Origin of the sequence: Streptomyces odontomachi (assembly GCF_024435355.1) — a bacterium.
In the GTDB taxonomy this organism is placed as follows: Bacteria; Actinomycetota; Actinomycetes; order Streptomycetales; family Streptomycetaceae; genus Streptomyces; species Streptomyces odontomachi.
Window position 1 is genome coordinate 170,367 of the sequence record NZ_JAMJWG010000002.1, and the last position, 19,396, is coordinate 189,762.

The window sequence follows — 19,396 nt, forward strand, 5'->3', positions numbered from 1 at the left end:
GTCGACGAGGCCGGGGCCCGTCGACGCCGACAAGGCCGGTCCGTCCCCACGAGTACGGTCGAGGCCGTACGTAAGGAGCAGTATGCCCCCCGCACCACCCCGTGATCGTCCGCTGCCGCGCGCCGCGCTGGCCATGAGCCGGGCCGCGGCGGCGGCCGTTCTCCCCCCGCCTCGCCTGGACGCGCTCCGTGCGGTGTGCGACCTGGTCGACGGGCCCGACGGACCGGTGCTCGACGACTTCGGCACCGCCGGGGCCCGCCGGGTACTCGCGGAGGTGGACCTGCTCGTCACCGGCTGGGAGTGCCCGCCGCTGGACGCGACCGTGCTGGACGCGGCGCCCCGGCTGCGCGCCGTCGTGCACACCGCGGGCACCGTGCGCGGCCACATCACCGAGGCCTGCTGGGAGCGCGGCATCGAGGTGTCGTCCGCGGCGGCCGCCAACGCGCTTCCGGTGGCGGAGTACACGGTCGCGATGATCCTGCTGGAGGGCAAGCGGGTGCTCCAGCGGGCGCAGGCCTACCGCACCACCAGGCGCCGCGACGACCCGCTGAAGGTACCGGGCGAGGTGGGCAACTACGGCCGTACCGTCGGCATCCTGTCGGCATCCCTGATCGGCCGTCGCGTCATCGAGCTGCTGCGCCCGTACGACCTGCACCTGCTGCTGCACGACCCGTACGTCGACGCGGCGCAGGCCGCCGCGCTGGGGGTGCGGCAGGTGGGCCTGGCCGAGCTGTTCGCGCAGAGCGACGTCGTCAGCGTCCACACCCCGCTGCTGCCCGCCACGCGCGGCCTGGTGAGCCGCGAGCTGCTCACCGCCATGCGCCCCGGCACGGTCCTCATCAACACCGCCCGCGGCGCGATCATCGACCAACCGGCGCTGGTCGACGTGCTCCGGCAGGACCGGATCCGTGCCGTGCTCGACGTCACGGATCCGGACCTGCTGCCCCTCGACGACCCGCTGTGGACCTGCGACAACGCGCTCATCACCCCCCATCTGGCGGGCTCGCAGGGCAACGAGTGGCAGCGCCTGGCCGACCTGGCGATCGGCGAGATCGAGCGCTGGACAGCGGGCGACGGCTTCGCCCATCCGATACGACGCGAAAGGCTGGCATTCCTGGCATGAGCTCACCCCTGGAACTCCCCGGCGACGACCGTGCACTGAGCCCGTACACGGGATACACCCGGGTGCACTGGGAGGCCGCGGCCGACAGCCTGTTGCGCGCCGCATGGCGCTGGGCGACACCGGGCAGCGCCCTGCTCGACCTGCCGGGCCGCCCTTCGCGGTCGGGGGTGCGCTCGGACGGCCTGGAAGGGTATGCAAGGACGTTCCTGGCCGCCGGGTTCCGGGTGGCGGGCGCCGGCGGCAAGGACCCGTACGGCTGGCTGGATCGGTATGCGGCCGGCCTCGACGCGGGCACCAGGACGCCCGGCCGGGACGACACCGAGTCCTGGCCGCTGATCCGCGACCACTGGGTGGCCGGCCAGCCCATGGTGGAGTCCGCTTCGGTCGCCCTGGGGCTTCGGCTGACCAGGCCCTGGCTATGGGACCGGCTCGAGCCCGCGGTGCAGGACCGGGCCGAGGAGTGGCTGCGCGGCGCGCTGCGCCACACCCCCGCACCGAACAACTGGTACCTGTTCCCCTACACGGTGGCCGGATTCCTGGAGTCGGTCGGCCGCGGCGACCGGCAGACCGCACGGGCCCGCGAACGCGCCCTGGAGCTGCTGGACTCCTGGTACCTCGGCGACGGCTGGTACACCGACGGCGAGGGACGGGCCTTCGACCACTACAACGGGTGGGCACTGCACCTGTACCCGATGCTCGACGCCCATCTCGGCGGCGATGACGAGCTGTCGGCGCGCTACGGGCCGCGGCTCGCCGCACACCTGGAGAACTTCGGGCTGTTCTTCGGCGGCGACGGTGCACCGATGCACTTCGGCCGGTCGCTGACGTACCGTTTCGCAGCCGGCGCTGCGGTGGCGCTCGGCGCCGTCACCGGACACAGCCCGCTGACGCCCGGCACGTCGCGACGCGTCATCAGCGGTGCGCTGCGCTACTTCCTGGACCGCGGGGCGAGCGGTCGGGACGGTCTGCTGAGCCTGGGCTGGCACGGCCCATACGAGCCGACCACGCAGGTGTACTCGGGTCCGTCCTCGCCGTACTGGGCGTCGAAGGCGTTCGTCGCGCTGCTGGCGCCCACCGACCACGCGCTGTGGAACGCGACGGAGGAGGCAGCGCCCAGCGAGGGCCCGGACCGGGTGGTGGCGCTGCCGGGTCCCGGCCTGCTGGTGCACAGCACCCAGGAGGACGGCATCGTACGGCTGCACAACCACGGCAGCGACCATGTGCGCCCGCACGAGGGCGAGGCGGGCATCTCCGACGACCCGCACTACGCCCGGCAGGCCTACTCGACCCGCACTGGACCCACTTCCGCCCAGAACCTCGCCGACAACCACGTGTCCGTGGACGTCGACGGGGTGTTCAGCACCCGGCGCCGGATCCGCCCGTTGGGCGCCGGGCAGGGCGACGGCTGGGGCTGGGCCGCCTCGTCGCACCGTCCGGTGTTCCCGAAGGGGGCGCCGTTGGTGCCGGGGCTGCGCGTGGAGAGCGTGACGGTGGTGCGCGGCCGGTACGAGCTGCGGGTGCACCGGGTGGTCGGCGCCCCCGACGGGGCGCGGCTGTGGCACACCGGCTGGGCCACCGGACCCGAGGAGCAGGTGACGTCCGCACTGCGTCCGCTGCACGGCTGGGACGCGGTGGACGAGGTACGGGCGCCCCAGGGCACCGCCTTCACCCGATGGGCCGTCATGCCCCGGTTGACCGCGCAGGACGCGGCCGGCACCCACGTCTACGCCTCGCTCGCCACGCTGACCGGACAGAGTGATCCGGCGCCGCTGGAGGAGGCGGTGTCGGAGGTGACGGCGACCGCGACCGGCTGCGAGGTGTGCTGGGCCGAGGACGGCAGCCGCACCCGGATCACGTTCGATCCGCTCGCGGTGGAACACGGGGAGGCATAGGCGAGGCACGGGCGAGCGGGCGGGGCGCCGGGCCGCTCGCGCCGGGCCCGGTGGCGGTGGGTCGCGCTGGGCCCGGTGGCGGTGGGTCGCGCCGGGCCCGGCGCGTACCGCGCTGAAGAGGGCAGACGCGTGGGACGCACGGGCAGGACGGCGCACGCCGCTCCTGTTCGAGCGTGTGCCGCACCCGTTCCGCCGGCCGGCGGGTCCGCCGTCGCCCTGGCCGCAACCCGCCCTGGCCACCTTGCCGTTACGACGCCACTCCCGTCACTGTGGTGCACCGGGGGACACCGTCGTCCCCCGATCCCCTGTCACCGACCCCCACAGAGGTGCCCCGATGACCCCTACGAGCCGACGACGTTTCCTGGGAGCGCTTGCCGCGGGAGCAGCCGCCGCGACCGCTCCCGCCTCCGCTCTCGCCGTCTCCCCCCGCGGCTCCGTCACTGACACCGCCCCCGACGCCACCCGCACGCTGTACCTCGGCGGCTACGGCTCGGGCGTCACCATCGCCGGCTACGACCCGGCAAGCGGCCAGATCACCGCGGGCAGCACCGTCCCCGGTGTCGTCAACCCGTCGTTCCTGGCGCTGCACCCCTCCGGGAACACCCTTTACACCGTCAACGAGCAGCAGGACGGCGCCGTGACGGCCGTCTCGCTCTCCTCAGGCACGCCCCAGGTGCTGGGCACCCAGAGCACCGGCGGCGCCGGCCCCTGCCATCTGTCCGTGCACCCGAGCGGGAAGTGGCTGCTGAGCGCCAACTACAACTCGGGCAGCGTCGCCGTGCACCCGATCGCGTCCGACGGCTCGCTCGGCGGATGCACCGATCTGGTCACGCACAGCAGCCCGCCGCCCGGACCGCAGGGCGGGCCGCACGCCCACCAGATCCTGACCAGCCCGGACGGTGCCCATGTGCTCGCCGTCGACCTGGGCACCGACGCCGTGTACAGCTACGTGCTCGACACGGCGGCGGGCCGGCTCACCCAGGTGTCGTACGCCTCCTTCCCGGCGGGCATGGGCCCCCGGCACCTGGCGTTCCACCCGAGCGGCACCTTCGCGTACGTCGCCTGCGAGCTGGGCAACGCGGTCGTCGTCTGCACGTACGACCCGGCCACCGGCACGCTGACACCGGGTCAGCCGCAGTCGAGCGGCGCCGACGACGACTCCAACGCCCCCGGCGAGATCGTGACCACCGCGGACGGCGCCTTCGTGTTCCTGTCCAACCGCGGGGCGAACACGGTCACCCGGTACGCCGTCGAGGCGCAGGGGACGCAGCTGCGGCTGCTGGACACCGTGCCGACGGGGGGTTCGTGGCCGCGGCACCTCGCGCTCTCCCCCGACGACGGGCTGCTCTTCGTCTCCAACCAGTACGCCGGTACGGTCACCGTGTTCCACGTCGACACGGCGACGGGCGCGCTGACCAGTGCCGGTGAACCGTTCCCGCAGCCGTCCGTGGCGTGCGCCCTGCCGCTCTGATGAACCGCTCGCGCGCCGGGTGGTCGGGGTCGGGTGAGCCGCCCGGCGCGCGCAGCGCAGGGAAACGGGTTTCCGGGCCCGGCTGAACGGGGCCCGCGCGCCGCGGAGGGACCCGTTCCGGGATCCGGAAAGGCGGCTTGCGGGTGCCTGCGGAAGGAGCTTCGGAGAGCGCTCTCCCCCTCGTGTACAGTGCGTTCATGAGCAGGAAGGCACAGGGCGTGGCGGCGGGGCCGCCCACGCTGGAGGACGTGGCGCGGGTGGCCGGGGTGTCCCGCGCCACCGTGTCCCGCGTCGTCAACGGCATCCGCAACGTCGACCCGGCGATCCAGGAGGCGGTCCGCGCGGCCGTGGCCCAGACGGGCTACACGCCCAACCGTGCGGCCCGCTCCCTGGTGACCCGGCGCGCCGAGACCATCGCACTGGTGGTGTCGGGGGCGGGCGACGACTCCGTCGAGGAGCAGGCGGCGTTCGCCTCGCGGGTGTTCTCCGATCCGTTCTTCGGCCGGGTGACCGGCGGTGTCATCGGATACCTACGGCCGCGTTCGATGCATCCGGTGCTGATGTTCGCCGAGACCGCCGAAGCACGCGATCAGGTGGTGGCCTACCTGCGCCAGGGCAGCGCCGACGGGGCGCTGGTGGTGTCCACGCACGCCGGGGACCCCCTGCCGGGCATGCTGGCCGCTGCCGCGCTGCCCGCGGTGCTGTTCGCCCGCCCGGTCGACCAGGTGCCGATCAGCTATGTGGACCTGGCCCACCGGGACGGCGCCCGGCTGGCCGCCGAGCATCTGCTGGCCCGCGGCTGCCGGCGCCTCGCCACCATCAGCGGACCGCTGGACGTGCCGGCCGGCCAGGACCGGCTGACCGGCTTCCGGGACGCGCTGGCCCGGCACGGCCACGGCTACGTACCCGTGGCGGAGGGCGGCTTCACCCGGGACAGCGGCGAGGAGGCGATGACCCGGCTGCTCGCCGAGCACCCCGGCCTGGACGGCGTGTTCGCCGCGAACGACCTGATGGCCCAGGGTGCCTGCCGGGTGCTGCGCGCGCACGGTCGGCGCATCCCCGAGGACGTCGCGGTCGTGGGCTTCGACGACAGCAGCGTGGCGGCGGTCTGCGACCCGCCGCTGACCACGGTGCGCCAGCCCGTGGAGGACATGGCGGCGGAGATGGCCCGGCTGCTCCAGGAGCGCATCGAGGGCCGCGGCGGCGATACCACCGGCGGCGACACCGGCGGTATCGGCAGCGCTGACCAGACCGACGGCACGGCCGGCACCGGGGACGACGCCGAGATCCGGGCGGTGATCTTCGAGCCCGAGCTGGTGGTGCGTGCCTCGGCGTGAGCGGGGCGCGCACGACGGTGCGCAGGGAGCGGCGTCCCGGCCCGCCTCGCTCGGGATCGCCACGGGCACGGCCCTGCCGCGTTCGGCCGGCGCAGGACTGCGCGCCTCGGGTCCTGCCACCCGGTGGCCCGTCGGACGGGCCTGACCGTCCCCGCACTCAGCGCGGCACCCGATTGCCGATCACCCCTTCCCAGTCGGGTGTCCCCTCGCCCTCGCCCGTCTCACGCGCCGGCTCCGCACGCCGGCCGCCGCGGGCGAAGAAGTCGGCGAGCGGAAGCGTGGCGGCACCGACCGTGACCGCGTCGGGTCCGAGCCTGCCCAGTTCGATGGTGACCCGGGCGGCGGGGTGCTTCAGGGAGTAGTCACGGGCGTAGGTGCGCACCTTCGGCAGCAGGTACGGACCGAGTTGGAGGCCCGCCCAGCCGCCGATGAGGACCCGCTCGGGTCCGAAGAGGTTGATCAGGTCGGAGATGCCGGCGCCCAGGTACTCGGCGGTCTCGTCCAGTACGGCGACGGCGACCGGGTCGGGCCGTGCGCCGTCCTGGGGTTGCGCGGCGGCCAGCAGCGCCGTCACGCCCGCCTCCTCGCTCGCGCCCTCCGGGAGCCGCCCACCGGCCTCCTGCCAGCGCTCCAGCAACGCTTCCGAACCCGCGTACGCCTCCAGGCAGCCCAGGGCGCCGCAGCGGCAGCGGCGGCCCCGCACGCTGACGGTGAGGTGCCCCCATTCACCGGGACTGTCGTGCGGCCGGCCCGGCAGGGCGGAGACGGCGCCTCCGGTGACGATGCAGGCGCCGACGCCGGATCCGAACAGCACGATCGCCGCGTCACGCGCGCCACGCCCGCCCCCGAACCACATCTCCGCCTGCCCGAGCGCCTTGGCGCCGTTGTCGATGTAGTAGGAGGTTCCCTCGGGCAGGTCCACCGCGCCGCGTAGCAGGTGCTCCAGCGGGACGGCGTCCCAGCCGATGGTCTGGCCGTGCACCACGGCGCCGCGCGGGGTGCCGCCCTCGACGATGCCGGGGACGCCGACGCCGACGCCGAGCAGGGTCTCCGGGTCGATCCCCGCCTCGTCCATCACCTCGGCGACCCCGTCCGCGATGTGCCGGACGATCAGGTCGACGTCGTAACCGTCGTGGCTCAGCAGCCGCTCGGTGCGGGCCAGTTCCTCCATCGCGAGGTCGAATGCCTCGACGCGCACCTTGGTCTCGCCGACGTCGACGCCGATGAGGCGGCCCGCGCCGGGCGCGACCCGGAGCAGGGTACGCGGGCGGCCGCCGTCGGACTCGACGATGCCGGCCTCCTGGAGCAGACCGTCCGCGGTGAGCTCCGCGACGACGTTGCTGACAGAACCCGAGCTCAGGCCGGTGGCGGGGCCGAGTGCCTGCCGGCTCATCGGGCCGTCGAAATACAACCGTTGCAATACGGCTGTGCGGTTGCCTCGTCGCAGGTCACGCACGGTCCGTCTGTTGTGCTCAGCCATGTGGCTCCTTCCCTTGTCGCAAGATACCTCTGCGGAACCCTTGACGCGACCTTCCCTCAGGATTTAACTCACAGCCTAAATTAAGCCCTGACTTCTTTGCTTGTCCCCTGCACGCTCACAGGAACCCCGGAAAGGGGCGAACCAGACATGCGCACCCTCAAGAGAGCGCTCCACGCGCGGACGGTCCTTGTCATCGCCACGGTCACCGCGCTGTCCGCGACCGCGACCGCGTGCGGTGGCGGCACCAACACCGGCGGAGGGAGCAACGACTCCCCCAAGACCCTCACCTACTGGGCCTCCAACCAGGGCCCCAGTCTCGAGGCCGACAAGAAGATCCTCACGCCCGAGCTGAAGAAGTTCGAGAAGAAGACCGGGATCAAGGTCAAGCTCGAAGTGGTGCCGTGGTCCGACCTGCTCAACCGGATCCTCGCCGCCACCACGTCGGGCCAGGGCCCGGACGTGCTGAACATCGGCAACACCTGGTCGTCCTCCCTCCAGGCGACCGGCGCGCTGATGCCGTGGGACGACAAGGCCTTCGCGAAGATCGGCGGCAAGGACCGCTTCCTGTCCTCCGCCGTCGGCTCGACGGGCACGGCCGGCCAGGACCCGGCCGCGGTGCCGCTGTACTCGCTCGCGTTCGCCCTCTACTACAACAAGCAGATGTTCGCGGACGCCGGGATCAAGCAGCCCCCGGCGACCTGGGACGAGCTGGTCGCCGACGGCAAGAAGCTCGCCAAGGACGGCAAGTGGGGCCTGGGCGCCGAGGGCTCGAACCCGGTGGAGAACATCCACCAGACCTATGTGCTGGCCAAGCAGCACGGTGGCGACTTCTTCGACGCCCAGGGCAAGCCCACCTTCACCTCGCCCGCCGCCGTCGCAGCCGTCAAGCAGTACGTGGACTTCATGTCCAAGGACAAGATCATCGCACCGGGCAACGCCGAGTACGCGCAGAACCAGTCCCTCCAGGACTTCGCCAAGGGCAAGACGGCGATGGTGCTCTGGCAGGCCGCCGCGACCACCTTCAAGGCGCACGGCATGAGCGACGACGACTGGGGCGTGGCACCGGTACCGGTGCCCTCCGGCAAGCCGGGCCCCGGCAAGCAGGTCAACTCGATGGTCGCCGGCATCAACATGGCCGTCTTCAAGAACAGCCACAACATGAACGGCGCCATGGACTTCGTGAAGTTCATGACCAGCACCGACGAGCAGAAGGTGCTCTGCAAGGCCTACGGGTCCATCCCGCCGGTGAAGGCCGCCCAGAGCGACCCGTACTTCGGCAGGCCCGAGACGACGGTCCTGAAGAACACCCTGCTCAACAGCGCCGTTCCGCTCCCCCAGGTGCCCAACGAGTCCCAGTACGAGACCTCGGTGGGCGACGCCATCAAGAGCCTGTTCGCCGAGGTGGCCGCGGGCCACAAGCTGACCACCGACATGGTCGTGGCGGCGCTCAACACGGCCCAGCAGCAGATGCCGAAGAAGTGAGCCGGAGATGACTGCCCCCACAGCCACGCAACAGCATGCGCCGCCGGGCGACACCGGACGGGCCGCCCCCGGGCGGACGGGACCCCACCGGTCCCGTCCGCCCGGGCGGCTGCGCCGCTTGACCCTGCCCTACGTGCTGCTGCTGCCCGCGCTCGCCCTGGAGCTGCTGGTCCACCTGGTGCCCATGGTCGTCGGCATCTGGATGAGCTTTCGCGAACTCGTCCAGCAGTACCTGCGGGACTGGAGCACCGCGCCCTTCACCGGCCTGGACAACTACCACCTAGCCGTCGACGTCAACGCTCCCGTGGGCGAGGCCCTGCTCCACTCGTTCTTCGTGACCTGCGCCTTCACGGTGCTGTCGGTCGGCCTGTGCTGGCTGGTCGGCACGGCGGCCGCGGTGTTCATGCAGGAGAGCTTCCGGGGCCGCGGCCTGCTGCGCGCCCTGTTCCTGATGCCGTACGCGCTGCCGGTCTACGCCGCCGTGATCACCTGGGCGTTCATGTTCCAGCGCGACCACGGGCTGGTCAACCATGTGCTCGGCGAGCAGCTGGGGCTGACCGACGGCCACACCTTCTGGCTGATCGGCGACAACAGCTTCATCGCCCTGCTGGTGGTCTCCGTGTGGAAGGGATGGCCCTTCGCCTTCCTGATCATCATGGCCGGGTTGCAGAACATCCCGCGGGAGCTGTACGAGGCCGCGGCCATCGACGGCGCCGGCATATGGCAGCAGATCCGCCGGATCACCCTGCCGTCGCTGCGCCCGGTCAACCAGGTGCTGGTCCTGGTGCTGTTCCTGTGGACGTTCAACGACTTCAACACGCCGTACGTGATGTTCGGCAAGGCGGCGCCGAAGGCCGCGGACCTCATCTCGATCCACATCTACCAGTCGTCGTTCGTCACCTGGGACTTCGGCACCGGCTCCGCCATGTCGGTGCTGCTGCTGCTCTTCCTGTTGCTGGTGACGGCCGCTTACCTGGCGCTGACCTCACGCGGAAGGAAGGCTTCCGATGTCTAGCAGCACCGGGGTCGCCCCGTCGTCGCCCCCTCGTTCGCCCACCGCGCCGCCGCGCTCCTTCGTCTGGTCCAGGCGCATCTTCCTGACCCTGCTCACCGGCTTCGTGCTGATCCCCGTCTACGTGATGCTCAGCAGCTCCCTGAAGCCGCTCGAGGACGTGTCCGGGCAGTTCCGCTGGCTGCCCAGCGGGCTGACCATCCGGCCGTACATCGACATCTGGTCCACCGTGCCGCTGGCCCGGTACTTCGTGAACTCGGCCATCGTCGCGGGTGCGGCGACCGCGTGCTCGGTGGTGATCGCGGTCTTCGCCGCCTACGCGGTCAGCCGCTACCGCTTCCCCGGCAAGCGGGTCTTCACCGTCACCGTGCTGTCCACCCAGATGTTCCCCGGCATCCTGTTCCTGCTGCCGCTGTTCCTGATCTACGTCAACATCGGCAACGCCACCGGGATCGCCCTGTTCGGCTCGCGCGGCGGGCTCATCCTGACCTATCTGACGTTCTCGTTGCCGTTCTCCATCTGGATGCTGATCGGATACTTCGACTCGGTGCCCAAGGAGCTGGACGAGGCGGCCCTGGTGGACGGCTCGGGACCGCTCGGGGCGCTGTTCCGCATCATCGTGCCGGCCGCCATCCCCGGCATCGTGGCGGTCGCCGTGTACGCCTTCATGACCGCCTGGAGCGAGGTGCTCTTCGCCTCGGTCATGACCAACGACACCACCCGCACGCTCGCCGTCGGGCTCCAGGGCTACGCCACCCAGAACGACGTGTACTGGAACCAGGTCATGGCGGCCTCCCTGGTGGTCAGCGTCCCGGTGGTCGCCGGGTTCCTGCTGCTCCAGCGCTACCTGGTCGCCGGTCTCACCGCCGGAGCCGTCAAGTGACCGACTCCTCCCCCGCTCCCGAAGGGATCTTCGTGCCCACCGAGTCCGCTCTGCCCCAACCCCCCGAGCTGTCCGCACTGCCCGACGACTTCGTCTGGGGCGTGGCCACCTCGGCGTACCAGATCGAGGGTGCCGTCACCGAGGACGGGCGCTCCCCCTCCATCTGGGACACGTTCTCGCACACCCCCGGCAAGACCTACGGCGGCGACCACGGCGACATCGCCTGCGACCACTACCACCGTTGGCCCGAGGACCTCGCGCTGATGCAGCAGCTGGGTGCCCAGGCGTACCGGTTCTCGATCGCCTGGCCGCGGATCCTGCCGGGCGGCGACGGGCCGGTGAACGAGGCGGGCCTGGCCTTCTACGACCGGCTCGTGGACGCGCTGCTGGAGGCGGGCATCGCCCCGAACGTCACCCTCTACCACTGGGACCTGCCGCAGGTGCTCCAGGACCGGGGCGGCTGGCCGACGCGCGAGACCGCCGAGCACTTCGCTGCGTACGCGTCGGTGGTGGCCGAGCGGCTCGGCGACCGGGTCACCCAGTGGTGCACCCTCAACGAACCGCTCTGCTCCGCCTGGATCGGCCACCTGGAGGGCCGGATGGCACCCGGCCTGACGGACATCAAGACCGCCGTCAACGCCTCGTTCAACCTGCTGCTGGGCCATGGCATGGCCGCCCAGGCGATCCGGGCCGCCGCCCCGAACGCCGCGGTCGGCATCGTCAACAACCTCTCGACGGTGGAGCCGGCCACCGGCACGGACGCCGACGCGGCTGCCGCGCGGCGCGCCGACGGGCACACCAACCGCTGGTGGCTCGACCCGGTGCACGGCCGCGGCTTCCCCGCCGACATGCTGGAGGTGTACGGCGTCGACCTGCCGGAACGCGCCGGGGACCTGGCCACCATCGCGCAGCCGCTCGACTGGCTGGGCCTGAACTACTACTTCCCGGCGGTGGTCACCGACGACCCCAACGGCCCGTACCCGTTCGCCCGCCAGATCTACCGGCCCGGCGTGCCGCGCACCGGCATGGACTGGGAGATCGACGCGAACGGCCTGGAGGCGCTGCTGATGCGGCTCACCGAGGAGTACGGGGCGCGCAACCTCTACGTCACGGAGAACGGCTCCTCGTTCCCCGACGTGGTGCGCGACGACGGCAGCGTGCACGACCCGGAGCGCATCGACTACCTGCGCGGGCACCTCGAGGCGTGTGCACGCGCGGTGGGCCGCGGCGCCCCGCTGCGCGGGTACTACGCCTGGTCCCTGCTGGACAACTTCGAGTGGGCGTACGGCTACGACAAGCGGTTCGGCCTGGTGCACGTCGACTACCCGACCCAGCGGCGCACGGTGAAGAGCAGCGGCCGGTACTACGCGGACGTCATACGCGGGCACGGCGAACGCACGCCACGGGCCGCCTAGTCGACCGACCGCCGGCGGCGCCACCGGCCCACGCAGCGCCGCCCGAGTTCCGGGCCCCGCTACCGCCTCCGCTGCGGTACCGGGGCCCGGTGCCATGCCGTGGTGCTGCGCGCGGCGCCGGGACCTGGCGTCGCGCGGCGGCCGAAGCGAGCCGGGCGCGCGGCACCGGGTCAGCTCAGCGCGGCCACGGTGTCCACGGCCGCCATCAGCGAGGGCATCAGCTCCCGGCGGGCCCAGCGCCGTTCGGCGGAGGTGGCGCCCCGCGGCACCTGCTCCACCAGCATGATCATGTAGAGGTAGCAGCGGTAGAGCGCGATCCGCAGCCGCGACGTCTCGTCGAAGACGACCGCGCCGCCGGCCTCCTGGCGGTAGCCCTCCAGGAACCACGGGTCCATCTCGATCTCGCCGAGCAGTGCTCCGGAGACGAAGTCGGCCAGCGGGTCCCCCCAGAACATCCGCTCGCCGTCGACGAGGCCACCGATGCGCGGCCCGTGGGGACCGCTCTCGATGAGGACGTTGCCGTCCCACAGGTCGAAGTGCACCAGTCGGGGCACCACGATCTCGTCGAGCACCGGGAACGCCCGTTGCAGGACCTGGGCTATGTCCTCCAAGGGCCGCGAGAGCTTCACGTTGAAGCGCCGGGCGTCGTCGAAGACGGCGACCACCATGCGGGTGAAGGCCTCACGCCAGGTGCTGGCCAGCGGTCCCAGCGCCCCGGAGGGGTAGCCGAACCCGTCACCGACGACCGTGTGGAGCCGGGCCACCAGATTGCCCAGGTCGTGCCGGAGCCCCTCCTGCTCGCCCTCCAGGAAGTGCTCGCGCGCCTCCGGCCACCGGGTGCCCGGCATGGCGGTCATCAGCAGGTAAGGGCCGACCTCGGAACCGCCGTCGGTGTAGACGGCCTCCACGCGCGGCACCGGTACGTCGCCCTCCGCCTCGTGGGCCGCCCGGCAGAACATCGCTTCCGCGCGCAGCAGATCGCGTTCGTACGCCAGGGTGGGCTGGTCCTGGTGGGGTGGCACCTTCAGCACCAGCTCCCGCCCGTCGGCGAGCGTGAGCAGGGTGACCGTGTTGTAGGTGCCGCCGGACAGTTCCCTGGTGTCCCGCACGCTCTCCGCGGGCACCCCGGCCGCAGCCAGGATCTGTGCCAGCTCCTTGGTCATCGTTCCAGTCATGTTCATGCGCTAATCCTCGCCTGTAGGCACTCACGGGAGAACGGCGAGGCCACCGTAGTCCAACCTTGGACCACTACGGCCCCGCTCGTTCAAATCCGGTTGCCCAACGGTGCCAGTAGGGACAACTCCGTTACACAGCACCGTAGTTGCATTTCGGGTGGTGGACGCCGCACTCGGGGGTGAGTCGCCGTCAGCCATGCGCCGGCTCGTGGCGTGCACCTGCACGTGACAGTCGACGGAGAAGGCGTCGGCCATCCGGGAAAGCGCTTCACCCTATCGTCGCGACAGTATGGACCGCGGCCGCGGTGTGCACCGGGGTGGGGTGGCCGTATGCGGCGCATCCACGATGTCCGAAAGCGATCAGGAACCCTTGCGGATCCGGAGGAAATCGGCACGAGGAGATCGGTGGCACGGGGCCTGGGGGGTGCGGGGCTGTGCGCGGGACGGCGTGCGAGGGGTGCCGACGACCCGGCGGTCCCCCCAGGATTCGCCCCGTGACATGCGTTGACGTGTCACGAGCCGGATGTCTAACTTGCCGGTGAACGATCGGTTTCCCGCGCGTGTGCGGTGGTTTCCCGGAGGGAGGGCCCATGGACGACGGGCACCGCAGCGCCAACGTGTCCGTGGTGGGCCGTGCCCTCAGCGTGCTGGAGGCGTTCTCCCCGGCCACGCCCGTACTGAGCCTGACGGACATCTCCCGACACACGGAACTGCCCCTGACCACCGCATACCGCCTGGTCAAGGAGCTGACCGCGCACGGTGCGCTGGAGCGCGAGCCGGACGGCGGGTACCGCATCGGGCTGCACCTGTGGGAGATCGCGGCGCTGGCGCCGCGCGGCCTCGGCCTGCGCGAGCTGGCCCTGCCGTACCTCTCCGACCTCGGCCATGTCACCCGCGAGAACGTCCAGCTCGCCGTGCGTGAGCATCTGTCGGTGCTGTATGTGGAGCGGCTCGCGGGGCGCAGCTCGGTACCCGTGCTGACCCGGGTCGGCGGGCGGTTCGCACTGACCCCGACCGGAGTGGGCCGGGTGCTCCTCGCGCATGCCCCGGCGCAGGTGCAGGAGCAGGTGCTGGCCCAGCCGGTGGCGCGCTACACCGAGCACACCCTGTGCGATCCGGTGCGCATCCGGCGTGCGCTCGCCGAGGTGCGGCACAGCGGGGTCGCGGTGTGCTGGCGGCAGGTGACCCCCGACAGCGTCTCGGTGGCGGCACCGGTGCACGGTGCCGGCGGCGACGTGGTGGCCGCGGTCTCCGTGGTGGCGCACGCCGACACCGCCGAGCCGCAGGCCCTGGCGCCGCTGGTGCAGGTGGCCGCCCGTGGGATCTCCCGGGCGCTGGGCGCCCCGCTGCCCGCGTCCCCGGGGGCCCGGCCCGGCGAGGTGGTGCGCGGGGTCACGGACCCGGCCACGGCGCGGCTGAACGGCGCCTGACCGGCACGGGGCCGGCGCCGGGTCCCGGTCGGACCGCGCGTGCCGCACGCCCCGACCGGGTCCGTCCGCGCGCCTGCGGTCAGTGCCCCCGCGCGATCCACTCGTCCAGGTGCGGGGCCTCGTCACCGATGGTGGTGGAGTCACCGTGACCGGTGCGCACCACGGTTTCGGGTGGGAGGGTCAGCAGCCGTTCCCTGATCGAGTCGATGATCGTCGGGAAGTCGCTGAACGAGCGTCCGGTGGCGCCGGGACCGCCGGCGAACAGGGTGTCCCCGGTGAAGACGGTGCCGAGCTCCGGTGCCGAGAGGCTGATCGCGCCGGGGCTGTGGCCCGGCGTGTGCAGCACCGTCAGCGGCACCCCGGCGACGACCAGCTCGCGGCCGTCCGCCAGCTCCTCGTCCGGCGCGCGGTCGGGGTGGGTCTGCCGCCACAGCGGGAGGTCGTCCGGGTGCAGCAGCACCGGTGCGCCGGTGCGCTCGGCGAGGGCGGGTGCCGCGTCGATGTGGTCGTCGTGCGCGTGGGTGCAGACGATGGCGGTCAGGCGCCGGCCGTCGAGCGCCCGGAAGATGGCGTCCGCGTCATGGGCGGCGTCGATGACGATCGCCTGGTCGTCGTCGCCGACGATCCAGACGTTGTTGTCGACGTCCCAGGTGCCGCCGTCCAGCGAGAAGGTGCCCGAGGTGACGACGTGGTCGATGCGCACCGCCGTCACAGGACCACCACCGAGCGCAGCACGTCACCCTGCTGCATCCGGTCGAACGCCTGCTCCACGCCGTCCAGCGCGATGGTCTCGGAGACGAAGGCGTCCAGGTCGAGCCGGCCCTGCCGGTACAGGTCGATGAGCATGGGGAAGTCGCGGGACGGCAGGCAGTCGCCGTACCAGGACGACTTCAGGGCACCGCCGCGACCGAAGACGTCGAGCAGCGGCAGGTCGATGCGCATCTCGGGGGTCGGCACACCGACCAGCACCACGGTGCCGGCCAGGTCGCGGGCGTAGAAGGCCTGCTCGTACGTCTCGGGGCGGCCGACCGCCTCGATGACGACATCGGCGCCGAAGCCGCCGGTGAGCTCCCGGATCGCTTCGACGGGGTCGCCCTGGCGTGAGTTGACGGTGTGGGTGGCGCCCAGGCCGGTGGCGGTGCGCAGCTTGCGGTCGTCGACGTCCACCGCGATGATCTTCGCGGCGCCGGCCAGCGCGGCGCCGGCGATGGCGGCGCCGCCGACCCCACCGCATCCGATGACGGCGACGGCGTCGCCGCGGCCGACGTTGCCCGTGTTGATGGCGGCGCCCAGGCCGGCCATCACTCCGCAGCCCAGCAGTCCCGCGGCGGCCGGGGAGGCCTCGGGGTCGACCTTGGTGCACTGGCCGGCGGCGACCAGGGTCTTCTCGGCGAAGGCGCCGATACCGAGGGCAGGGCTCAGCTCGGTCCCGTCGGCCAGGGTCATCTTCTGCTCGGCGTTGTGCGTGTCGAAGCAGTACCAGGGACGGCCGCGCAGGCAGGCACGGCACTGGCCGCACACGGCACGCCAGTTGAGGATGACGAAGTCGCCGGGGGCGACTCCGGTGACGCCGGCACCGACGGACTCGACGACGCCGGACGCCTCGTGGCCCAGCAGGAAGGGGAACTCGTCGTTGATGCCGCCCTCCCGGTAGTGCAGGTCGGTGTGGCAGACCCCGCACGCCTGCACCTTCACCACGGCCTCGCCCGGGCCGGGGTCCGGGACGGTGATGGTCTCGATCGCGACCGGTTCGCCCTTGCCCCGCGCGACCACACCCTGCACCTGCTGTGCCATGTTCGGCAGCCCTTTCTCTCGGCTCACTCGCTGTTGCTTCATGCTTGCTCGTCGTTCATGCCCGCTCGGCCCTGCGTCCCCGTCGCTCGCGCCGAGTCTCTCGCGTACCGGCGCGATCGGCGCGGATCGTGCGGGGGCGGGTTGCCCACGGGCCGGTCAGAGGTCCAGAACCAGCCGTTTTGACGCCGCCCGGGACACGCACACGAACATCACGTCGCCCTCGGCGCGCTCCGCCTCGGTGAGCAACGAGTCGTGGTGCTCCGGTATGCCGTCCAGGACGCCGGTCTCACAGGTGCCGCAGGTGCCCTCGCGACAGGACGAGAGCACCGGGAGCCCGGCGTCTTCGAGGACCTCCAGCACGGAGCGGTCCGGGGGCACGGTCAGGGTCTGCCCGGTGCTCGCGATCTCCACGTCGAACGCCTCCGCCGCACCGTCGCCGGCGGCTGGGCCGGCGGCGGGCTCCTGCGCCTTGGGGGTGAAGCGCTCGACGTGCAGAGCGCCTGCGGGCCAGCCGCCGGCGCAGCGCTGTTCCACCGCGTCGAGCAGGCCGGCGGGCCCGCAGCAGTACACCTGGGTGTCCCGCTGGGGGGTGCCGAGCAGCGCGTCGAGGTCGAGCAGTCCCGTCTCGTCCTCGGGGCGCAGCGCCACCCGCTGCGGATGGTCGCGGACGAGTTGGTCGGCGAAGGCCATGGAAGCGCGGGTACGGCCGCCGTAGACGAGGTGCCAGTCGGCGCCGCGCCGGGCGGCCTCGGCGATCATGGGCAGGATCGGGGTGATGCCGATGCCACCGGCGATGAAGAGGTAGCGCGGCGAGTCGACCAGCCGGAAGTGGTTGCGCGGGCCCCGCACGCGTACCGTGCCGCCCTCGGCGAGCACGTCGTGCACATGGGCCGAGCCGCCGCGGCCGTTCTTCTCCCGCAGGACTGCCACGTTCAGTTCGGACCTGTCGCCCGGGTCGCCGCACAGCGAGTACTGCCGGACGAGCGCGTCGCTGAGGAGCACGTCGAGGTGGGCGCCCGGTTCCCAGGAGGGCAGCGGTTCACTCCGCGGGTGCGTGAGGGTGAGCCGGACGACGCCGTCGGCGAGCGGTTCCTTGCGCGCGAGGGTCAGTTCGAGCTCGCGCTCGGGGCGCGGGGGCGTCGGGGTGGGCATGTCGGTTTCTCTTCCTCTTCCACGTGGGTGACGGTGCGACGCGCCTGCGGGGGCGCCCCGGGGAGGGGGTCGGGGGCGCCCCCGGAAAGGGCGGGGGACGATGCACACCGTCTGAAGGCCTGGCGGCACGGCAGGTCGCCATGGGCCCGCCGGCCGCCTCGGACCGGGTGTCAGACCGGGCACCGGGTGTCGGAACGGACCGGGTGTCAGACCCGGACCGGGTCCTGTGCCTGCGCCCGTGCGGGTGCCTCGGGGTGTTCCAGGAGCCAGTCCCACAGCTCGACCGGATCCTCGAACTCCCGCTCCGCGCCGCAGTAGCAGACCCCGAGCAACCGGTCGGTCCCCGGCACCCAGCGGACCCGCAGGACACCACCGGGCAGGGCGTCGAAGTCGTGCTCGCGCAGCACGGCGACGTGCTCCCGCATCACAGCGCCGGTTCGCCGGTCGCCGCGCCCTCTTCGGCCAACCGCTTGAGGATGCGACGGGCCGCCAGGCCACCGGTGTCGATGTTGATGCTGAGTTCCTGGTAGCCGTCCCGCTCCGCGGTGATGGCCTTCTCGAGCACGTCGAGCGCCACGACGTCCTGGAGGACGACGGTGCGGTTGTTGTCGTGCATGAACGCGGAGACCTTCTGGTCCTCGAGCGCGAAGTCGCGGGCGACCGCCCAGAAGTCGTGGGTGGTGCTCTCCGTCTCCGGGGTGATCGCGTACACCACCTCCACGTGGAAGGCGTCCGGGTCGCTGCCGTCCGCGTCCGGCGGCGGGGTGCCCACCGGGGCGATACGGCTGTGCAGCAGGTACAGGCAGGGTGCGTGGTACTCGATGTCCTGCCAGCGGGTGATCCGGCCCTTGATGCCGGTCGAGTCCGCGTAGAAGGACGGGCAGGCGGCGTCGTCCATGTGCCGGCTGACGCGTACCACGGCGGCGGCGTCGTCCGCCTCGGTCGTGATGGGGGTCTCGGCGACCTCCGGGGTGCCGATGTAGCCGCCGTGCAGATACGTCTCGTGGGACAGGTCGAGCAGGTTGTCGACCAGCAGGTCGTAGCGTGCCGCCAGCGGCTCCATGCCGGAGACCACCGCGAAGCCGGGATCGTCGAGCCAGGGCGCGCGCGGGATGAGCTTCTCGTCGGCGCGGTCCCGTTCCCCGATCCACACCCAGACGAACGAGTCCTGCTCCACGACCGGATACGACGTCAGGCGGGCGGTGCGCGGCACCCGTTTCTGGCCCGGCACGTTCACGCAGACGCCGTCGGCGCCGTAGGTGAAGCCGTGGTAGCCGCACACCACCTTGTCGCCGTCCAGGTGGCTGGGCTCCTGGGAGAGCGGGAAGCGGCGGTGCACGCAGCGGTCGGACATGGCCGTGACCGCGCCGGACTCGGTGCGCCACAGCAGGATCGGCTCGCCGCACACCGTGCGCGAGAACAGCTCGCGGCCCACCTCCCGGCCATAGGCGGCGACGTACCACTGATTGCGGACGAATGACGTCATCGGTCCTCCTGCGAAGGTGCCGTTGTGCTTCAAACCGTGCTCAGCGTCCTCCCGGGGCCCGACCGTGAACAGGGCGGCTTCCGCTCAGCGGAAGCGCTTCGGCCGATTGGCCGTCCCGTCCGCCTCCCCTGTCCGGCCGGCCCTGCGCACCTTCACCCTCCCCATGCACCTCGCTCATCACTCCCCCGCCTCCCGCGCCTTCTCTGCCGCCCCTGCCGCCCCTGCCATCCGTGCCCGTCCCTGCCGTCCTTGCCGTCCCTGCCG

The 19,396-nt window shown here is 72.1% G+C and carries 16 protein-coding genes; 9 read left to right on the plus strand and 7 right to left on the minus strand.

The window, feature by feature from the left end; genetic code table 11:
• Positions 1-82: 82 nt before the first annotated feature.
• The 4 genes from NQO67_RS05390 to NQO67_RS05405 all read left to right on the plus strand — a co-directional run bounded on the left by NQO67_RS05390 (position 83) and on the right by NQO67_RS05405 (position 5,823).
• Positions 83-1,123, plus strand: coding sequence for a hydroxyacid dehydrogenase (locus tag NQO67_RS05390; RefSeq protein WP_255947287.1), 1,041 nt, complete (start codon positions 83-85; stop codon positions 1,121-1,123).
• Positions 1,120-3,015: a DUF2264 domain-containing protein gene (locus tag NQO67_RS05395; RefSeq protein ID WP_255947289.1), complete on the plus strand. Its 1,896-nt coding sequence runs from the start codon at positions 1,120-1,122 to the stop codon at positions 3,013-3,015. The genes NQO67_RS05390 and NQO67_RS05395 overlap by 4 nt, the downstream gene beginning before the upstream one ends.
• A 334-nt stretch (positions 3,016-3,349) precedes the next feature.
• A complete protein-coding gene (locus NQO67_RS05400; protein ID WP_255947291.1) occupies positions 3,350-4,486 on the plus strand; it encodes a lactonase family protein in 1,137 nt (378 codons plus the stop codon).
• A gap of 197 nt (positions 4,487-4,683) precedes the next feature.
• Complete coding sequence (locus tag NQO67_RS05405) at positions 4,684-5,823, plus strand: LacI family DNA-binding transcriptional regulator (protein WP_255947293.1); 1,140 nt, start codon at positions 4,684-4,686, stop codon at positions 5,821-5,823.
• 157 nt (positions 5,824-5,980) lie between these two features.
• On the opposite strand, the gene NQO67_RS05410 is transcribed toward NQO67_RS05405, so the two are convergent.
• A complete protein-coding gene (locus NQO67_RS05410) occupies positions 5,981-7,303 on the minus strand; it encodes an ROK family transcriptional regulator (protein ID WP_255947295.1) in 1,323 nt (440 codons plus the stop codon).
• A gap of 147 nt (positions 7,304-7,450) precedes the next feature.
• Here NQO67_RS05410 and NQO67_RS05415 point away from each other — a divergent pair, with 147 nt between their 5' ends.
• Genes NQO67_RS05415 through NQO67_RS05430 form a run of 4 tightly spaced genes read left to right on the plus strand, consistent with a single transcriptional unit; the run spans position 7,451 to position 12,095 of the window.
• The gene (locus tag NQO67_RS05415; protein ID WP_255947297.1) at positions 7,451-8,785 is read left to right on the plus strand and encodes an ABC transporter substrate-binding protein; all 1,335 of its coding nucleotides are present in this window, start codon (positions 7,451-7,453) and stop codon (positions 8,783-8,785) included.
• A gap of 7 nt (positions 8,786-8,792) precedes the next feature.
• Positions 8,793-9,800, plus strand: coding sequence for a carbohydrate ABC transporter permease (locus NQO67_RS05420; RefSeq protein WP_255947299.1), 1,008 nt, complete (start codon positions 8,793-8,795; stop codon positions 9,798-9,800).
• Entirely contained in the window at positions 9,793-10,680 is an 888-nt protein-coding gene (locus NQO67_RS05425; protein ID WP_255947301.1) for a carbohydrate ABC transporter permease, read from the plus strand. Before NQO67_RS05420 ends, NQO67_RS05425 begins: the two co-directional genes overlap by 8 nt.
• Positions 10,681-10,712: 32 nt before the next feature.
• The gene (locus NQO67_RS05430; RefSeq protein WP_374118930.1) at positions 10,713-12,095 is read left to right on the plus strand and encodes a GH1 family beta-glucosidase; all 1,383 of its coding nucleotides are present in this window, start codon (positions 10,713-10,715) and stop codon (positions 12,093-12,095) included.
• Positions 12,096-12,265: 170 nt separating this feature from the next.
• Here NQO67_RS05430 and NQO67_RS05435 read toward each other — a convergent pair whose 3' ends face one another.
• On the minus strand, positions 12,266-13,276 hold the full coding sequence (locus tag NQO67_RS05435; protein ID WP_255947303.1) for a phosphotransferase family protein: 1,011 nt from the start codon (positions 13,274-13,276) through the stop codon (positions 12,266-12,268).
• 584 nt (positions 13,277-13,860) lie between these two features.
• On the opposite strand from NQO67_RS05435, the gene NQO67_RS05440 reads away from it, so the two are divergent.
• Complete coding sequence (locus NQO67_RS05440) at positions 13,861-14,700, plus strand: IclR family transcriptional regulator (RefSeq protein ID WP_255947305.1); 840 nt, start codon at positions 13,861-13,863, stop codon at positions 14,698-14,700.
• Between the two features lie 79 nt (positions 14,701-14,779).
• Here NQO67_RS05440 and NQO67_RS05445 read toward each other — a convergent pair whose 3' ends face one another.
• The 5 genes from NQO67_RS05445 to NQO67_RS05465 all read right to left on the minus strand — a co-directional run bounded on the left by NQO67_RS05445 (position 14,780) and on the right by NQO67_RS05465 (position 19,132).
• Positions 14,780-15,412, minus strand: a complete 633-nt coding sequence (locus tag NQO67_RS05445) for an MBL fold metallo-hydrolase (protein WP_255947307.1) — start codon at positions 15,410-15,412, stop codon at positions 14,780-14,782.
• The gene (locus NQO67_RS05450; RefSeq protein ID WP_255947315.1) at positions 15,409-16,494 is read right to left on the minus strand and encodes an S-(hydroxymethyl)mycothiol dehydrogenase; all 1,086 of its coding nucleotides are present in this window, start codon (positions 16,492-16,494) and stop codon (positions 15,409-15,411) included. Before NQO67_RS05450 ends, NQO67_RS05445 begins: the two co-directional genes overlap by 4 nt.
• 156 nt (positions 16,495-16,650) lie before the next feature.
• Positions 16,651-17,646: a PDR/VanB family oxidoreductase gene (locus NQO67_RS05455; RefSeq protein WP_255947317.1), complete on the minus strand. Its 996-nt coding sequence runs from the start codon at positions 17,644-17,646 to the stop codon at positions 16,651-16,653.
• A gap of 206 nt (positions 17,647-17,852) precedes the next feature.
• Positions 17,853-18,071 carry a hypothetical protein gene (locus NQO67_RS05460; protein ID WP_255947319.1) on the minus strand — a complete coding sequence of 73 codons (219 nt, stop codon included), beginning with the start codon at positions 18,069-18,071 and terminating at the stop codon, positions 17,853-17,855.
• Positions 18,071-19,132 carry a Rieske 2Fe-2S domain-containing protein gene (locus tag NQO67_RS05465; protein WP_255947321.1) on the minus strand — a complete coding sequence of 354 codons (1,062 nt, stop codon included), beginning with the start codon at positions 19,130-19,132 and terminating at the stop codon, positions 18,071-18,073. The genes NQO67_RS05460 and NQO67_RS05465 overlap by 1 nt, the downstream gene beginning before the upstream one ends.
• Positions 19,133-19,396: the final 264 nt, after the last annotated feature.